Annotated in this window: 15 protein-coding genes; 3 read left to right on the top strand and 12 right to left on the bottom strand. The window is 70.7% G+C overall.

Going from position 1 to position 14,624, the window contains the following annotated elements:
* Positions 1–13: 13 nt before the first annotated feature.
* From CGU35_RS13565 to CGU35_RS13520, 10 genes are all read right to left on the bottom strand, one after another.
* Positions 14–2,608 carry a heavy metal translocating P-type ATPase gene (locus CGU35_RS13565; protein WP_100812069.1) on the bottom strand — a complete coding sequence of 865 codons (2,595 nt, stop codon included), beginning with the start codon at positions 2,606–2,608 and terminating at the stop codon, positions 14–16.
* Positions 2,605–5,058, bottom strand: coding sequence for a phosphoketolase family protein (locus CGU35_RS13560; RefSeq protein ID WP_033107645.1), 2,454 nt, complete (start codon positions 5,056–5,058; stop codon positions 2,605–2,607). The genes CGU35_RS13565 and CGU35_RS13560 overlap by 4 nt, the downstream gene beginning before the upstream one ends.
* 58 nt (positions 5,059–5,116) lie before the next feature.
* Positions 5,117–5,974 carry a F510_1955 family glycosylhydrolase gene (locus tag CGU35_RS13555; RefSeq protein ID WP_036302054.1) on the bottom strand — a complete coding sequence of 286 codons (858 nt, stop codon included), beginning with the start codon at positions 5,972–5,974 and terminating at the stop codon, positions 5,117–5,119.
* Positions 5,975–6,170: 196 nt separating this feature from the next.
* On the bottom strand, positions 6,171–6,806 hold the full coding sequence (locus tag CGU35_RS13550; RefSeq protein WP_036302052.1) for a DUF305 domain-containing protein: 636 nt from the start codon (positions 6,804–6,806) through the stop codon (positions 6,171–6,173).
* Between the two features lie 105 nt (positions 6,807–6,911).
* Positions 6,912–7,403: a DUF6153 family protein gene (locus CGU35_RS13545; protein ID WP_036302050.1), complete on the bottom strand. Its 492-nt coding sequence runs from the start codon at positions 7,401–7,403 to the stop codon at positions 6,912–6,914.
* A 154-nt stretch (positions 7,404–7,557) separates the two neighbouring features.
* The gene (locus tag CGU35_RS13540; protein WP_021065011.1) at positions 7,558–8,139 is read right to left on the bottom strand and encodes a hypothetical protein; all 582 of its coding nucleotides are present in this window, start codon (positions 8,137–8,139) and stop codon (positions 7,558–7,560) included.
* A gap of 29 nt (positions 8,140–8,168) precedes the next feature.
* A complete protein-coding gene (locus tag CGU35_RS13535) occupies positions 8,169–8,432 on the bottom strand; it encodes a YHS domain-containing protein (RefSeq protein ID WP_021010667.1) in 264 nt (87 codons plus the stop codon).
* 21 nt (positions 8,433–8,453) lie between these two features.
* Complete coding sequence (locus CGU35_RS13530; protein ID WP_021065010.1) at positions 8,454–10,733, bottom strand: heavy metal translocating P-type ATPase; 2,280 nt, start codon at positions 10,731–10,733, stop codon at positions 8,454–8,456.
* Entirely contained in the window at positions 10,730–11,083 is a 354-nt protein-coding gene (locus CGU35_RS13525) for a heavy-metal-associated domain-containing protein (protein WP_051513309.1), read from the bottom strand. Before CGU35_RS13525 ends, CGU35_RS13530 begins: the two co-directional genes overlap by 4 nt.
* 46 nt (positions 11,084–11,129) lie before the next feature.
* Positions 11,130–11,414 carry a metal-sensitive transcriptional regulator gene (locus CGU35_RS13520; protein ID WP_036297866.1) on the bottom strand — a complete coding sequence of 95 codons (285 nt, stop codon included), beginning with the start codon at positions 11,412–11,414 and terminating at the stop codon, positions 11,130–11,132.
* Between the two features lie 95 nt (positions 11,415–11,509).
* Here CGU35_RS13520 and CGU35_RS13515 point away from each other — a divergent pair, with 95 nt between their 5' ends.
* Positions 11,510–12,031 carry an AAA family ATPase gene (locus CGU35_RS13515; protein WP_021010663.1) on the top strand — a complete coding sequence of 174 codons (522 nt, stop codon included), beginning with the start codon at positions 11,510–11,512 and terminating at the stop codon, positions 12,029–12,031.
* Between the two features lie 113 nt (positions 12,032–12,144).
* Positions 12,145–12,633: a hypothetical protein gene (locus CGU35_RS13510; RefSeq protein ID WP_081766238.1), complete on the top strand. Its 489-nt coding sequence runs from the start codon at positions 12,145–12,147 to the stop codon at positions 12,631–12,633.
* Here CGU35_RS13510 and CGU35_RS13505 read toward each other — a convergent pair.
* Positions 12,623–13,207, bottom strand: coding sequence for a hypothetical protein (locus CGU35_RS13505; RefSeq protein WP_232711316.1), 585 nt, complete (start codon positions 13,205–13,207; stop codon positions 12,623–12,625). The two genes, CGU35_RS13510 and CGU35_RS13505, sit on opposite strands and share 11 nt — an antisense overlap.
* Before the next feature lie 78 nt (positions 13,208–13,285).
* Here CGU35_RS13505 and CGU35_RS13500 point away from each other — a divergent pair, with 78 nt between their 5' ends.
* A complete protein-coding gene (locus tag CGU35_RS13500; protein ID WP_081766240.1) occupies positions 13,286–14,302 on the top strand; it encodes a hypothetical protein in 1,017 nt (338 codons plus the stop codon).
* Here the strand turns inward: CGU35_RS13500 and CGU35_RS13495 are convergent, their stop codons facing one another.
* The gene (locus CGU35_RS13495) at positions 14,303–14,620 is read right to left on the bottom strand and encodes a hypothetical protein (RefSeq protein ID WP_036297871.1); all 318 of its coding nucleotides are present in this window, start codon (positions 14,618–14,620) and stop codon (positions 14,303–14,305) included.
* Between the last annotated feature and the right edge of the window lie 4 nt (positions 14,621–14,624).

Here is a 14,624-nt window from a genome sequence, read left to right as displayed (position 1 = left end):
GCCTCGCGTCCGGTCATGAGGCGCCGCCGGGCGTCGACGCCGGGGCGAGGCTGCTCGCCTCTGCCGGGGCCGCGGGGGCCTGCTGGGCGGGCAGCCGGAGCCGCTTGAGCAGGAGCGCGTTGACGGCGACGATCACGCTGGAGCCGGACATGCTGATGGCGGCGATCTCGGGGGTGAGCATGATCCCGAACGCGGGGTAGAACACGCCGGCGGCGATGGGCAGCGCGATGGCGTTGTAGCCGATGGCCCAGCCGAGGTTCTGCCGCATCTTCCGCAGCGTGCCCTTCCCGATCTTCAGCGCGATCGCGACATCGAGCGGGTCGGAGCGCATCAGGACGACGTCTGCGGTCTCGATGGCGACGTCGGTGCCGGCGCCGATCGCGATGCCGAGGTCCGCCTGGGCGAGGGCGGGGGCGTCGTTGACGCCGTCGCCGACCATCGCGACCTTCTTGCCGGATGCCTGGAGCTCGGCGATCTTGGCGGACTTGTCCTCGGGGAGCACGTCGGCGATCACGGTGTCGATGCCCAGCAGCGAGGCGATGCGCTCGGCGGTGGGCTTGTTGTCGCCGGTGAGCATCGCCACCTCGATGCCCTGCTCGTGGAGTGCGTCGATCGCGGCTTTCGCGGTGTCGCGGGGGGCGTCGGCGAGGGCGATCACGCCGGCGATCTGCCCGTCGACGGCGAACATGATCGCGGTGCGGCCGCCGTCCGCGAGGGCCTGCTGCTGCGAGACGACCGGGCCGGTGTCGATGCCCTGCGCGGCCATCAGCCGGGCGTTGCCGAGCACCACGTGCTTCCCGTCCACGGTGGCGATCGCGCCCTGCCCGGTGACGTTGCGGAACGCGGACGCGGTGCGGCGCGGGATGTTCCGGCTCTCGGCGTAGGTGACGATCGCCTTGGCCAGCGGGTGCTCCGACTCCCGCTCGAGCGCCGCGGCGAGGGCGAGCAGCTCCAGGTCGTCCATGCCGATGGGGATGTAGTCGGTGACCTCCGGCTCGCCCTTGGTGAGCGTGCCGGTCTTGTCCAGCACGACGGTGTCGATGTGCGCGGCGGTCTCGATGCCGGTGGCGTTCTTGAACAGGACACCACGCTTGGCGCCCAGGCCGGTGCCGACCATGATCGCGGTCGGCGTGGCGAGCCCGAGGGCGTCGGGGCAGGTGATGACGACGACGGTGATCGCGAACAGGATCGCCATCGGCAGCTCCGCCCCGGCGAGGAACCACACCAGGAAGGTCAGGGTGCCGCCGACGAGGGCGAGCAGAACGAGCCAGAACGCGGCCCGGTCGGCGAGGCGCTGGCCGGGGGCCTTGGAGTTCTGCGCCTCCTGCACCAGCTTCACGATCTGCGCCAGCGCGGTGTCCGCGCCGACCTTCGTGGCACGCACCCGGAGCGTGCCGACGGTGTTCACGGTCGCCCCGATCACCTCCGAGCCGGGCGCCTTCTCGACCGGCATGGACTCGCCGGTGACCATCGACTCGTCGATCTCGGACTCGCCGTCCTCGACGACGCCGTCGGTGGGGACCTTCGCGCCGGGGCGGATGAGCATGAGGTCGCCGGGGACGACCTCGGAGGTGGGGATTTCGACCTCCTCGCCGTCGCGGAGGACGACCGCGCGGGCGGGCGCGAGCTCCAGCAGCCGGCGGATGGCGTCGTTCGCACCTCCCCGGGCGCGCATCTCGACCCAGTGGCCGAGCAGCACGAAGGTGGCCAGCACGGTCGCCGCCTCGTAGAAGACCTCGCCGCCGCCGGTGAGGGTGATGACCAGGCTGTAGATCCAGCCGGCGCCGACACCGACCGCGACCAGCACCATCATGTCCAGGGTGCGGGCCCGCAGAGCCCGGTAGGCGCCGTCGAAGAAGATCCAGGCCGAGTAGAAGATCACCGGCAGCGACACGATCAGCATGAACACGTCGTCGCGCAGCCCGAACGGGGCCGGCACCTCGAAGCCGAGCACCTCCCGGCCGATCGGGGACCACAAGGTGATCGGGATCGACAGGATCAACGCGACCAGGAACCGGTTGCGCATGTCCCGGATCATCGCGTCCATCGACATGCCGCCGTGATGCCCGCCGTGGCCCATCACATCCTGCGCGCTGCGGCCGGCCGGCTGAGCCCCGTGATCGTGTCCGCCCTCGGTGGCCGGAGCGTGACCGGCATGCGCGCCGGCGTCCATGGCGGAGTGGTCCGCGTGGTCCGCTGCCGGGTGCGGGTGCTCGTGCCCCGCCGGGGTGTCATGACCGGTGGAGACCGCGCGTCCCTCGTGCTCGGCGTGCTCCTGATAGCCGTCGTGCGCGTCATGCTCGGCGTGGGCATCGTGCTCGGCGTGGTCGTGGTGCTCGGCGTGCTCGTGAGGTTCGTGGGCGGGGTCGCAGATGTGGTCCGGGACGGACTGCCCGGCGCAGTGGTAGCCGCATTCGATCACCCACTGCTGCAGGTGCGCGACCGAGGTGGTCTGCGGGTCGTAGGTGACGGTCGCGGTCTGGGAGACCGGGTTCGCGTCGACGGACAGGACGCCCGGCTGGCGGGCGAGGTGGGCTTCGGTGACGTTCTTGGAGGTCGCGCGGATCATGCCGCTGACCTGCAGGGTCACGGTCTTGGTGTCGGTCATCGGATTTCCTTCGCGGTGGAGGGGCGGTTCAGGTCGGTGTCGGGGTGGGGCCAGCGCCAGTCGGCGACGGCGGGGATGTCGGTGCCGTGCTCGCGGGTGTGGGCGCGGGCGCGCAGGCGGGCGTCGACGAGTTCCTGCCGCAGCTGCGCGTGGGTCGCGGCAAGGCCCGGGACGTGGTCGAGGACGTCGATCGCGAGCCGGTAGCGGTCGAGGTCGTTGAGCATGACCATGTCGAACGGGGTCGTGGTGGTGCCCTTCTCCACGAAGCCGTGGACGTGCAGGTTCTGGTGCCCGGCGCGCTTGTAGGTGAGACGGTGGATCAGCCACGGGTAGCCGTGGTAGGCGAAGATCACCGGCTTGTCGGGGGTGAAGATCGCGTCGAACTCCCGGTCCGGCAGGCCGTGCGGGTGCTGGTCCTCGGATTGCAGACGGGTCAGGTCGACCACGTTCACGACCCGCACGGACAGGTCAGGGATGTGCTCGCGCAGCAACGCGGCCGCGGCGAGCACCTCGAGGGTGGGCACGTCGCCGGCGGCGGCGAGCACCACGTCCGGCTCGGCGCCCTCGGTCTCGGTGCCGGCCCAGGGCAGGATGCCCAGGCCCCGGGTGCAGTGCTCGATCGCCTCGTCCATGGTGAGCCACTGCGGGGCGGGCTGCTTTCCGGCGACGACGACGTTGATGTAGCCGGTGGAGCGCAGGCAGTGGTCGTAGGTGGACAGCAGCGTGTTCGCGTCGAACGGGAGGTAGACGCGGACGATGTCGGGGCTCTTGTTCAGGGCGAGGTCGATGAACCCGGGGTCCTGGTGGCTGAACCCGTTGTGGTCCTGCCGCCAGACGTGGCTGGAGAGCAGGTAGTTGAAGCTCGGCACCGGTTCCCGCCAGGGCACCTCGCTGGCGGCTTCGAGCCATTTGGCGTGCTGGTTGAACATCGAGTCGACGATGTGCGTGAACGCCTCGTAGCAGTTGAACAGGCCGTGCCGGCCGGTGAGGACGTACCCTTCGAGCCAGCCCTGGCACTGGTGCTCGCTGAGCACCTCCATCACCCGCCCGGTCGGCGCCAGATGCTCGTCCACCGGCAGCACGGTCGCGTTCCACTGCTTGCCGGTGGCCTCGAACACGGGCGGGGCGAGCCGGTTGGAGGCGGTCTCGTCGGGGCCGAAGATGCGGAAGTTGTCCGGGTTGTGCCGGATCACGTCGGCGAGCCATTCGCCGAGCATCCGGGTCGCCTCCGCCGTTCCCGTGCCTCGCGCCTCGGGGTCGACCGGGTGGGCGTGGTCGCGGAAGTCGCCCAGGCGCAGCGGGACGGTCAGCTGCCCGCCGTTCGCGACCGGGTTAGCGCTCATCCGCCGCGCTCCGGCCGGGGCGGCGGCGACCGTGGCGGGGAACGGGGCGCCGTCGGCGTCGAAGAGCTCGTCGGGCCGGTAGGAGGCCAGCCAGTCCTGGAGGATCTGCAGGTGCTCGGGGGTGTCGCGGACCTCGGCGAGCGGCACCTGGTGGGACCGCCAGGTGCCCTCCACGGGGAGCCCGTCGATCACCGGCGGGCAGGTCCAGCCTTTCGGGCTGCGCAGCACGATCGCTGGCCACGCCGGCCGGCCTTCCAGGGTGCCGGCCGCCGCGGCGGTCTTGATGTCCGCGATCCGGTCCAGCACCTCGTCCAGCACGCCGGCGAACCGGGCGTGGGACTCCCGCGGGTCCTCGCCGTCGAAGCCGACGGTGACCACGAACGGCTCGTGGCCGTAGCCGCGCAGCAGCGCGACCAGCTCGTCCTCGGGGATGCGGGACAGCACCGTCGGGTTGGCGATCTTGTACCCGTTCAGGTGCAGGATCGGTAGCACCACCCCGTCCGCGGCGGGGTTGAGGAACTTGTTGCCGTGCCACGCGGTCGCCAGCGGCCCGGTCTCGGCCTCCCCGTCGCCGATCACGCACGCGACCAGCAGGTCCGGGTTGTCGAACGCGGCGCCGTAGGCGTGGACGAGGGAATAGCCGAGCTCGCCGCCCTCGTTGATCGACCCGGGCGTGTCCGGGGACGCGTGCGAGGGGATGCCGCCGGGGAAGGAGAACTGCCGGAACAGCGCCTTGAGCCCCTCCTCGGTGCGGTCGATCCGCGGGTACAGCTCCGTGTAGGTGCCGTCCAGGTAGGCGTTGGCGACCATGCCCGGCCCGCCGTGCCCCGGCCCGGTCACGTACAGGGTGTTCAGATCCCGGTCGGTGATCGCCCGGTTGAGGTGGGCGTACAGGAAGTTCAGGCCCGGGGTGGTGCCCCAGTGCCCCAGTAGTCGAGGCTTGATGTGCTCCGCGGTGAGCGGGTCGCGCAGCAGCGGGTTGTCGAGCAGGTAGATCTGCCCGATGCTCAGGTAGTTCGCCGCCCGCCACCACGCATCCACCTCCTCCAGTCGTTCCGGGGTGACGGCGGTGGTGCGGTATGCCCAGCGGGCCGGTGCGGTGCTCATGGTCGGTCTCCTCGAGGTTCGCGGCCGAGGCCGCCGAATGTGGTCATGGTGATAGTGGTCATTGTGCGGTCCCTGCCGGGAGGACGACGGTGGTCTCGGTGCCGTGGATCCAGACGATGCCGCGGTCGTCGACGAGCACGACCGCCCCATCTGCGTTCCCGAGCGCCTGGACGGTGCCCGTGGCGGCACCGACGCTGTCCCAGGATCCGGTGCCGGTGACTCGCCAGAGGGTGCCGTCGGTGTCGACGCCGACCAGCCCGCCCGTGGAGTCCGCCTCCACCAGGTAGAGCGGCGGCGCATCCGCGACGAGGTCGAAGGTGGCGCCCGCATCCCGGCTCTCCTGCAGGCCCTGCCGCGTCGCGGCGTAGAGGGTGCCGTCGGTGGTGACGGTCAGGTCGGCGGCGGGGAGCTCGGCGCCGTCGATCCAGGTGGTCCCGCCGTCGGTGCTGGTGCGGATGGTGATCGAGCTGGACCCGATCCCGTGGATCGCACCGTCTCCGGCGGTGAGGACGTGGAAGTCCTCCTGCCCGGTAAACGCGACCGGCTCCCAGGTGGTCCCGGCGTCGGTGCTTCGGATGAGTCCCAGGTTGTGCTCGCCGAGCTCCGCCGGGGTGTTCGGTCCCGGGTGCCCGGAGGCGTAGAGGACGTCGCCGTCGGCGGTCAGGCCCATCGCGTCGAAGTCCGCGCCTCCCAGGGGGCCGGAGATGTCGCCGGTGTCGGTGAGGGTGTAGAGGCCTGCGTGGGCGCCCAGCAGCACGGTGCTCCCGCCGAGGTCGACGATGCCGTGCACATGACCGAGACCGGTATCCGGGGCGGGTGCCGAGGTGGCGGTCGGCGTGGAGGTGCAGCCGGTCAGCAGCAGGCCCGCAGCAGCGGCGACGGCAGCGGCCGTGATCGTGGTGGCGTTGCTGCTCATGCGATCGCCTGGATGAAGAGAATGGTCGCCGCGGACAGGATGATCAGGGCGAGGATGATGCCCACGAAGCACGCGGCCAGAGTCCGGGAAGTCATGATGGGCCTTTCGACGGGCCGGCGCTGTCGGTCAGGACGGATGCGCCGGGCCTCGGGCGGGGCCAGGTCAGGGGTGGTCGGCCCCGCCCGAGGGGTTCGGGTCAGAGGGTGGCGAGGATGTCCTGCATGGTGGTGATCTCGGCGGTCTGTCCGTCGATGATCTGCTGGGCGAGCGCGGCCACGTCCGGGTTCTCGCCGTTGTTCAGCACCATCTGGGCCATGGTGACGGCGCCCTGGTGGTGGCCGACCATGCCCTCGAGGAACAGCCGGGTCGCCTCGACCCCGGTGGCGGCGTCCAGGGCGGCCATGTCGTCGTCGGACATCATCCCGTCGCCGTGGTCCATGCCGCCCATCCCGCCCATCCCGCCCATGTCGGACATGGAGTCGTCGTAGGGGATTCCCCAGTCCTCGAGCCAGCCCTTCATGGTCTGGATCTCGGGGCCTTGGGCGGCTTTGATCTGCTCGGCGAGGGTCACGACCCGCTCGTCGATGCCGTCCTTGGCCAGGATCTGATCGGCCATCTCGATGGCCTGTTCGTGGTGCGGGATCATCATCGTGACGAACATCTCGTCAGCGGAGTTGAACGATGCCTGCTCGGAGGGGGCGGGGGTGCCGCTGGTCATGCCGCCGGGGCCGTGGTCCATGCCGGGCATGGATCCGTCGGTGGGCGCGCAGCCGGCGAGCACGAGCGCAGCGGCGAGCGCGGCGGTGCTCAGCGCGAGAATGCGGAAACGCATGGGTGGGTGTCCTTGTCTAGTCAGTCGAATGGTGAGTTGATTCCCGAGCCGTATGCGGGCACGGCGCAGCATCTCCCGGCACAGCGGCGACGGGAGGGCGGGGAATCAGGTTCGACTGATCGACAGGACGATGAGGGAAGGTGGTCGGGGGTGCGGTAACGCGGTGAGCACATTCCGCCCGTGCAGGCGTAGCAGGGCGAGGACGGTGCCCAGGCGGGCCAGCAGCGCCGGGGCGAGCAGCACGATGGTGGCGGCCAGCAGCGCCAGCACGCACGCCATCATCAGCATCGAATGGTCCGGCATTCCGCCCGAGCTGTCGCAGTCGCCCTCGCAGTGCCCGCCCGAAGCCTCGGTGCCTGTCCCGATGGTGTTCTCGAGCATGCTCCCGGTCGCGACGGTGCCGCCCAGGTCAGAGTCGGGCGCGGCATGGGCGGCTTCGGAGGCCGCTGCGGGGGTGTCGGCGTGCCCGCTGGTGAGCATGCCGGTGAGGGTGTGCATGGCCAGCAGGCCGGCGATCAGCAGGAGCGCGGTCGCGAAGGTCAGCAGCAGCCGGTGCAGCCCGGATGGGGCGTGCACCAGGGTTCGGATGTGGTTCACCGCCGACCTCCTTCCCGCGTCCAGCGTACCCCGGTGTGCCTGGATCCCCGCCGGCGCCGATCGGGCGCACGGCGGTCCTGCCCAGCCTGGTCGCCCGACCGATGCCTGGCCAGGGGCGATGGTCCCGGATGGGGACCGGTGCGCGGCAACCGGCTCATCGGCGGCCCGTTCCGGCACGGTGGGCCTTCTCCATCAGAGCCAGCAGCCCGAGGGTGTCGTCCTTGATCTGGGTGCGACCGACGACGGCCCAGTTGCGGGCGAGGTGATCGCGGAGATAGTCGAGGATGTGCTCGAGGGGGACGGTGTGCCAGGAGCCGGACCGATGGGGGCGGGCGGTGTTGCCGAACGCGACCGTGCGGATCAGGTGGCCCTCCGGGGCGAGGACCTGCCCGGCCGTCAGCAGCTCCTGGACGAGGGCGGGCGCGTCGGCGGGGGTGCAGCAGCCGAACCGGGCGAACGCGGCCTCCAGCACCGCGGGGTCGCGCATCGCGGGGTTCAGCTTCGGGGCGCCCTCCTTGACCTCGCCGACGATCATGTCCGGCGCCCCGGGGCGGGCGCCGAGGGCCGGGTCGGGGTCGTCGCCGGGGATGTGGTGCAGTCGGATCGCGAGGATGTCCAGGTCGGTGACGGTGCGCGGCCCGTCCGGACCGGTCGCGTCCAGCACCGGGTACTCGGCGACGGTGAAGTACCCGTTCACCCGCAGGTAGGCCTGCACCAGACCGACCGCTGTATCCATCCCGCGCCCCCTTTCCCTGCCGTCGTGGGTCAGGCGGCGTTGGCGTAGCGGGCGGGGTCGCCGTCGAACAGCGGCCCGCACTCGGGGCAGCAGAACCAGTACCGCGCGCCTTCGTAGTCACGGAACAGGCCGCGCTTCTCTGCCCACGCCGGGTCGACCTGATTGCCGGGCATGACCGGGCAGGTGACGAGGTTGGTCGCCCCGGCCGGGGGCTCATGGTGATGGTGCTCGTGGGATCCGTGATCGTGCGCGGCGTGCTCGTGGCCGGTGTGGTGCTCGTGGTCGTGCGTCATGGCGGTCTCCTTGCGTGGGTGTCAGGCGTGGACGGGGGTGGTGTCGCGGCTGGGCGTCAGGACGGTGGGCGTCGGGGCGGGCAGGAGGCGGAAACGGCGCAGTCGGAGGCTGTTGGTGACGACGAACACGCTGCTGAACGCCATCGCGGCGGCGGCGAGGATGGGGTTGAGCAGGGCGAGCATCGCGACCGGGATCGCGGCGACGTTGTACGCGAACGCCCAGAACAGGTTGCCCTTGATGGTGCCCAGGGTGCGGCGGGCGAGCCGGATCGCGTCCGGGACCAGGAGCAGGTCGCCGGAGACGATGGTCAGGTCCGCGGCGGTGATGGCCGCGTCGGTGCCGGTGCCCATTGCGATGCCGAGGTCCGCTTGGGCGAGGGCGGCGGCGTCGTTCACGCCGTCGCCGACCATCGCGACCACCCGTCCGGATGCCTGCAGCTCGCGGATGGTGTCGAGTTTGCCCTGCGGGGTGACTCCGGCGCGGACGTCCTCGATGCCGGCGTCGTCGGCGATGGTGCGGGCGGCGCCGGGGTTGTCGCCGGTGAGCAGGATCGGGGTCAGCCCGAGCCCGCGCAGTCGGGCGATGGCCTCACGGCTGGTGGGCTTGATGGTGTCGGCGACGCTGATCGCGCCGCGCGCCTGCCCGTCCCACGCCACGACGGTCACGGTGGCGCCCGCGGCCTCGTCGGCCGTGATCGTCGCGGCGAGCTCGTCGGGGATCGCGATCGCCCATTGCCCGGTGATCCAGGTGGCGCGGCCGGCGGCGACCATGCGGCCGTCGACGATGCCCTGCACGCCTTGACCGGCCTCGGCGGCGAATGACTCCACGGCATCCGTCGGGCCGTCGGCTGCGGCGGTGATGGCGCGGCCGATGGGGTGCTCGGAGCCGTGCTCGAGCGCCGCGGCGAACCGGATCAGCTCCGCCTCATCGGTGCCGGGAGCGGGGTGGATGCCGGTGACGGTCATGGTGCCGGCGGTGATGGTGCCGGTCTTGTCGAGCACGACGGTGTCGATGCGGCGGGTCTGCTCGAGCACCTGGGGTCCGCGGATGAGGATGCCCAGCTGGGCGCCGCGGCCGGTGCCGACCAGCAGAGCGGTCGGCGTCGCCAGCCCCAGCGCGCACGGGCAGGCGATGATCAGGGTGGTCACCGCGGCGGTGAAGGCGACCTCCAAGGGCGCCCCCGCGATCAGCCACCCGGCGAACGCGGCCAGGGCGAGGACAATGACGATGGGGACGAAGACGGCCGACACCCGGTCGGCGAGGCGCTGCACCTGGGCCTTGCCGGTCTGCGCCTCCTCGACCAGCCGCGCCATCCGGGCCAGCTCGGTGTCGGCGCCGACGCGGGTGATCTGCACGAGCAGGCGCCCGCCGGTGTTCACAGTCGCGCCGACCACGCGGGAGCCGGGGGCGACTTCGACCGGCACGGACTCGCCGGTCAGCATCGACTCGTCCACCGCGGACATTCCCTCGGTGACGAGGCCGTCGGCGGGGATCTTCTCACCCGGCCGCACCACCACGACATCACCCGGAACGAGCTGTGCGACGGGGACGCGCTGCTCAGTGCCTTCGCGGAGGATCACTGCGTCCTTGGCGCCGAGCTCCAGCAGGGCGCGCAGGGCCTCGCCGGACTGCCGCTTGGCACGAACCTCGAGGTAGCGGCCGAGGAGGATGAACACGGTCACCAGCGCGGCGACCTCCAGGTACACCTCGTGGCCACCGGCCTGCGGGGTGCCGACGAAGGTGACGCTCATCCGCATTCCCGGCATCCCCGCACCGCCGAAGAACAGCGCGTACAGCGACCAGCCGAACGCGGCCAGCACCCCGACGCTGATCAGAGTGTCCATCGTCGCCGCCCCGTGCCGGGCATTGATCGCCGCGGCGCGGTGGAACGGCCACGCCCCCCACACCACCACCGGCGCGGCCAGGGTGAGCGTGAGCCACTGCCAGTAGGTGAACTGCAGGGCGGGGATCATCGACAGCACCGCGACCGGCACCGCCAGCACCGCCGAGACGATCAGCCGCTGCCGCAGCGACGCCAGCTCATCGTCCCGCGGGATGGTCTGCTCAGCCGTGTCGGGCACAGGCGGGGCTGGGAGGCTCGCTCCGTACCCCGCCTGCTCGACCGCCGCGATCAGCTCCTCCACCGGCACCGGGGCCTCCGAGTGCACGCGGGCCTTCTCGGTGGCGAAGTTGACCGTCGCCTCCACCCCGGGCAGCTTGTTCAGCTTCCGCTCGACCCGCGTCGCGCACGACGCGCAGGTCATCCCGGTGATGTCGAGATCGACGTCCAGCGTGCTCATGAGGCTGCGGCGAGGCTGTACCCGGCCTCCTCGACCGCCTCCCGCACCCGCTCCGCGTCCACCGGGGCGGTGCTGGACACGGTCACCGTGGACACGCCGCCGGCGTGCAGGTCGACCTCGACGCCGGAGACCCCGTCGATCGCGGAGACCTCCTCGGTGACGCTCCGCAAGCAGTGCGAGCACGTCATCCCCTCCACCAGGAACTGCGCCGACACCTCGCCCGATGCCGGTTGCGCCGTCGCGGAGGCGGTGGTGTTGGCCGTGGCGGCGTGGGAGGTGGGGGCGCAACAGGCGCAGCCACCGCCGTTCGTCGCCTGCAGGCCGAGGTCCTGGAATCCTTGTCCGGTCATGTTGTGCTCCTTTCGTGAGCGTGTCGATGCGTGTGGTGTGAACGTTCTAGGAGCGGACCAGCCGCGCGATCGCGGCGTTCGCCTCGCGGAGCTTCTCCTCCGCGATCGGGCCGCCCTGCGCGGTCGCCTGCGCGACGCAATGCCCGAGATGGTCCTCCAGCAGCGTCAGCGCGACCGACTCCAGCGCCTTCGTCGCCGCCGAGACCTGGGTCAGGATGTCGATGCAGTACACGTCCTCGTCGACCATCCGCGCGATCCCGCGCACCTGCCCCTCCGCTCGACGCAACCGCGCCAGCAGCGCCTGCTTGTCATCCACGTATCCGTGTGCCATCTCAGCCACCTCCGACGTCGATCGTATACCCTATAGCGGTATAAGGTACTTCGTGAAGAGGATATTCCCGGAGCGGGCAGAGCGAAAGGGCGAACGTGACCAACTGGTACGTCATCACCGGCGGGCCCAGCTCGGGCAAGACCACCACCGTGAACCTGCTGCGGGACCGCGGCTACACCACCACCATCGAGCATGCCCGGCACTATCTCGACCTGCAGCGCATCGCCGGCCGCACCGTCGAGGAGGTCCGGGCGAAGCAGCGGCAGTTCCAGCGCGGCGTCCTGGACATGCAGCTCGCGGAGGAAGCTGCCCTCGACCCGGACGCCACCGTGTTCCTCGACCGGGCCGTCCCCGACTCCCTCGCCTACTACCGCTTCCTCGATCTCGAGCCCGACCCCGCCCTGCTCACCGCGCTCGAGCACGTCGACTACCGCACGACGTTCATCCTCGACCTGCTGCCCCTGGCCGCCGACTACGCCCGCACCGAGGACACCGCCGCCCAGCAGCGCATCCACGAACTGCTGACCCAGGTGTACGAAGCGCTGCCCTTGCCGGTCGTGCGGGTTCCGGTCCTCAGCGCCGACGAGCGGGTGCAGTTCATCCTGGACCGGCTCTGACCGCTCTCGCCCGATCGGGATGTCCTGTGCAACGCTTGGGGCCCAGGGCACATCTCACCGGCACAGGTCCAGGCGAGAACGCGCCCCACGGTCGAACAGGACGGATGTCTCGGATGCCCACTCAGGAACGTCTCCGGAAGGACCTGCTAGGCGGCGCTCTCACGACCGCGCTCGGCGTCTTCACCCTCGGGATCGGGGTCTACTTCCTGTTCCTTCGACCCTCCCTCCTGCCAGAAGACATCCGGCATACGGGTATCGACGCCGCCACGCTGCCAGTGGCATTCGTGGACTGGCTCGGGATCGTCTTCTCGACCTGGGGCGGCTTCATCGCGGGGTTCGGGATCGTGCTGCTGGGCATCGGCGCGTCCCTGCTGTCCCGCCGCACGCTGTGGCTCTACCTCGGCACGGCGGCCGGGGTGCTCGTCGCCTTCGGACGCTTCGTCATCAGCAACATCCTGATCGGCTCGGACTTCCTGTGGTTCATCGCGACCATGTTCGTGCTGGCACTGGTGCTCGCAACCGTCCTCGTCTTGAACGTCATCCGACGGCATCGGACGAACGAGACCGCCTCCTCCGACGTCGACCGAACCGCTAGACGCTGACCGCTGCGAGCGACTGCCGGGCGATCTCGAGCTCCTCGTCCGTGGGAACGATCAGCACGGCGACCGGTGAGCTCGGGTCCGAGATCGCTCGCGCCCCGTCGGCCCTCGCCTCGTTGCGTGCCGGGTCGATCAGGATGCCCAGGCCCGCCATGCCGGAGACCACCGCCGCGCGCGTCGCGGCGGCGTTCTCGCCGACGCCGCCGGTGAAGACGATCGCGTCCGCTCCGCCGAGCTGGGCGAGGTAGGCGCCGAGATAGTGGCGCAGCCGGGGATGGTAGACGTCGAGCGCAGCGGCGGCGCTCGCATCCCCAGCGGCGGCCGCGGCATGGATGTCGCGCATGTCCTCGGTGCCGGCCAGCGCCCGCAGGCCGCTCTCGCGCGTGAGCAGCGCCTCCAGCCGATCCCATGCTACGCCGGCGCGGCCGAGCGCGAGGAGCACCCCCGGATCCAGGTCCCCGGCGCGAGTGCCCATCACGAGCCCCTCCAGCGGCACCTCTGCGTCGAGTGCCGCCGGCCCGTCGCGATCCAACAGCTGCTCGCCGACGATGCGGGAGAGATCCGTGAGGATCTCCACCCGCTTGCTGACTATCTGCTCACGCACCATGGCAAAGCGGCGTCGCTCGAACGCTGGCTGCACAAGAGCAAGTGCGCGATGGTGCTCCGCGAGCTCGCGGACGGGACCCTGCCGCTCACCGCCGAGGCGATCATCACCCGAGCCCGGTCGGGACAGTCGGTCGCGTTCCTCCTCTCACTGCTGGTCCGTTCCGGCGTGCTGCCGGAGCTCGACGTCGAGGGCACGCGCTTCGACCACTGGCTCAACGACTGGCTCGGTGGCATCGACCATCCCGAGGACCGGCTGATCCTGCGCCGCTACTGCACCTGGGAGCTCCTCCGATCCACTCGGACACTGCGCAGCGCGTCCAGCCCTGCTTCCGGCTTCCAGAGGCAGAGGGCTGCACTGAAGTACTGCGCCGCGTTCCTCGGGGAGATCCGGGCGCAGCAGGAGACGCTGGCGACGTTCCCGCAGCGCCTACTCGACGCGTATCTGACCGATTCGCCTAGCCAACGCGACGCGCTGGCACCGTTCACTCGTTGGCTGCGAAAACACCGGCTGAGCACCCTTCGGGTCGAGTTTCGAGCCCATCGCCTCGAGGGGCGAGACTACGCCTCTGATCACCGATGGCAGATGGCCCGCAGGTTCCTGTCCGATGCCGACATGGACCCGAAGACCCGGGCCGCGGGTCTCCTCGTGCTGCTCTACGGGATCCAGCTGACCCGCATCGTCACGATCACCCGGGCACAGGTCGACACGAGCTCGCGGCCCGTGACGCTCACCGTCGGGGCCGAGCCGATCGAGGTCCCCGCGATCCTCGGCGACGCCATCGTCGAGCTCGTCGATGCCACAAAGGGCCATCCTGAAGGGTGGTTGTTCCCCGGCCGGAACCCGGGCCGTCACCTCACCCCGGGGCCGCTCAGCCGTCGCCTTCGCGCCGAAGGCCTGCTTGCCGGGAGCGCCCGCACGACAGCGCTCATCGAGCTCACCCGGCAACTGCATCCCCGGATCGTCTCGGATCTCCTCGGCATCACGACGGCATCCGCTGCCTCATGGTCGCGTCTCGCCGGTGGCGAGTGGTCCGATTACCCGGCTCTCCGCTCCACCCACCCCTGATCAAGCATCACCCGTCAGAGCCGGGCCGGAAATCGCTTCGCGCAGTTGCTCGACGGTCGGAGAGCCTCCCAGCCCGGCAGGGGTACGGAACACCCGGCAGGCGAGCCCGACCGGCGTGTGCTCGTCGGCGAAGGGATCGACGCCGTCGACGAGGACGGTCGGTGACCCGTGGAATCCGAGGCGCTCGGCGTGCTCGGCGGTCTCGACCAACTGTCGTGTGACGCGGATATCTGATCGACCGTCGAGCAGCTCAGCAAGCCGGCGGTCGAGTACTTCCCAGTTCGGGCAGCCGTCGAAGTACTGCAGGGTGATCTCCATGGTT

Origin of the sequence: Microbacterium sp. BR1, assembly GCF_002812725.1 — a bacterium.
In the GTDB taxonomy this organism is placed as follows: Bacteria; Actinomycetota; Actinomycetes; order Actinomycetales; family Microbacteriaceae; genus Microbacterium.
Note: the sequence above shows the minus strand (reverse complement) of the source record. Positions and strands in the feature narration are given on the sequence as shown.

What these genes read in the sequence shown, in the direction of transcription:
- CGU35_RS13565 (WP_100812069.1), bottom strand. Translation starts at nt 2,608, where the DNA reads ATGACCGACACCAAGACCGTGACCCTGCAGGTCAGCGGCATGATCCGC.
- CGU35_RS13560 (WP_033107645.1), bottom strand. Translation starts at nt 5,058, where the DNA reads ATGAGCACCGCACCGGCCCGCTGGGCATACCGCACCACCGCCGTCACC.
- CGU35_RS13555 (WP_036302054.1), bottom strand. Translation starts at nt 5,974, where the DNA reads ATGAGCAGCAACGCCACCACGATCACGGCCGCTGCCGTCGCCGCTGCT.
- CGU35_RS13550 (WP_036302052.1), bottom strand. Translation starts at nt 6,806, where the DNA reads ATGCGTTTCCGCATTCTCGCGCTGAGCACCGCCGCGCTCGCCGCTGCG.
- CGU35_RS13540 (WP_021065011.1), bottom strand. Translation starts at nt 8,139, where the DNA reads ATGGATACAGCGGTCGGTCTGGTGCAGGCCTACCTGCGGGTGAACGGG.
- CGU35_RS13535 (WP_021010667.1), bottom strand. Translation starts at nt 8,432, where the DNA reads ATGACGCACGACCACGAGCACCACACCGGCCACGAGCACGCCGCGCAC.
- CGU35_RS13530 (WP_021065010.1), bottom strand. Translation starts at nt 10,733, where the DNA reads ATGAGCACGCTGGACGTCGATCTCGACATCACCGGGATGACCTGCGCG.
- CGU35_RS13525 (WP_051513309.1), bottom strand. Translation starts at nt 11,083, where the DNA reads ATGACCGGACAAGGATTCCAGGACCTCGGCCTGCAGGCGACGAACGGC.
- CGU35_RS13520 (WP_036297866.1), bottom strand. Translation starts at nt 11,414, where the DNA reads ATGGCACACGGATACGTGGATGACAAGCAGGCGCTGCTGGCGCGGTTG.
- CGU35_RS13510 (WP_081766238.1), top strand. Translation starts at nt 12,145, where the DNA reads ATGCCCACTCAGGAACGTCTCCGGAAGGACCTGCTAGGCGGCGCTCTC.
- CGU35_RS13500 (WP_081766240.1), top strand. Translation starts at nt 13,286, where the DNA reads ATGGTGCTCCGCGAGCTCGCGGACGGGACCCTGCCGCTCACCGCCGAG.
- CGU35_RS13495 (WP_036297871.1), bottom strand. Translation starts at nt 14,620, where the DNA reads ATGGAGATCACCCTGCAGTACTTCGACGGCTGCCCGAACTGGGAAGTA.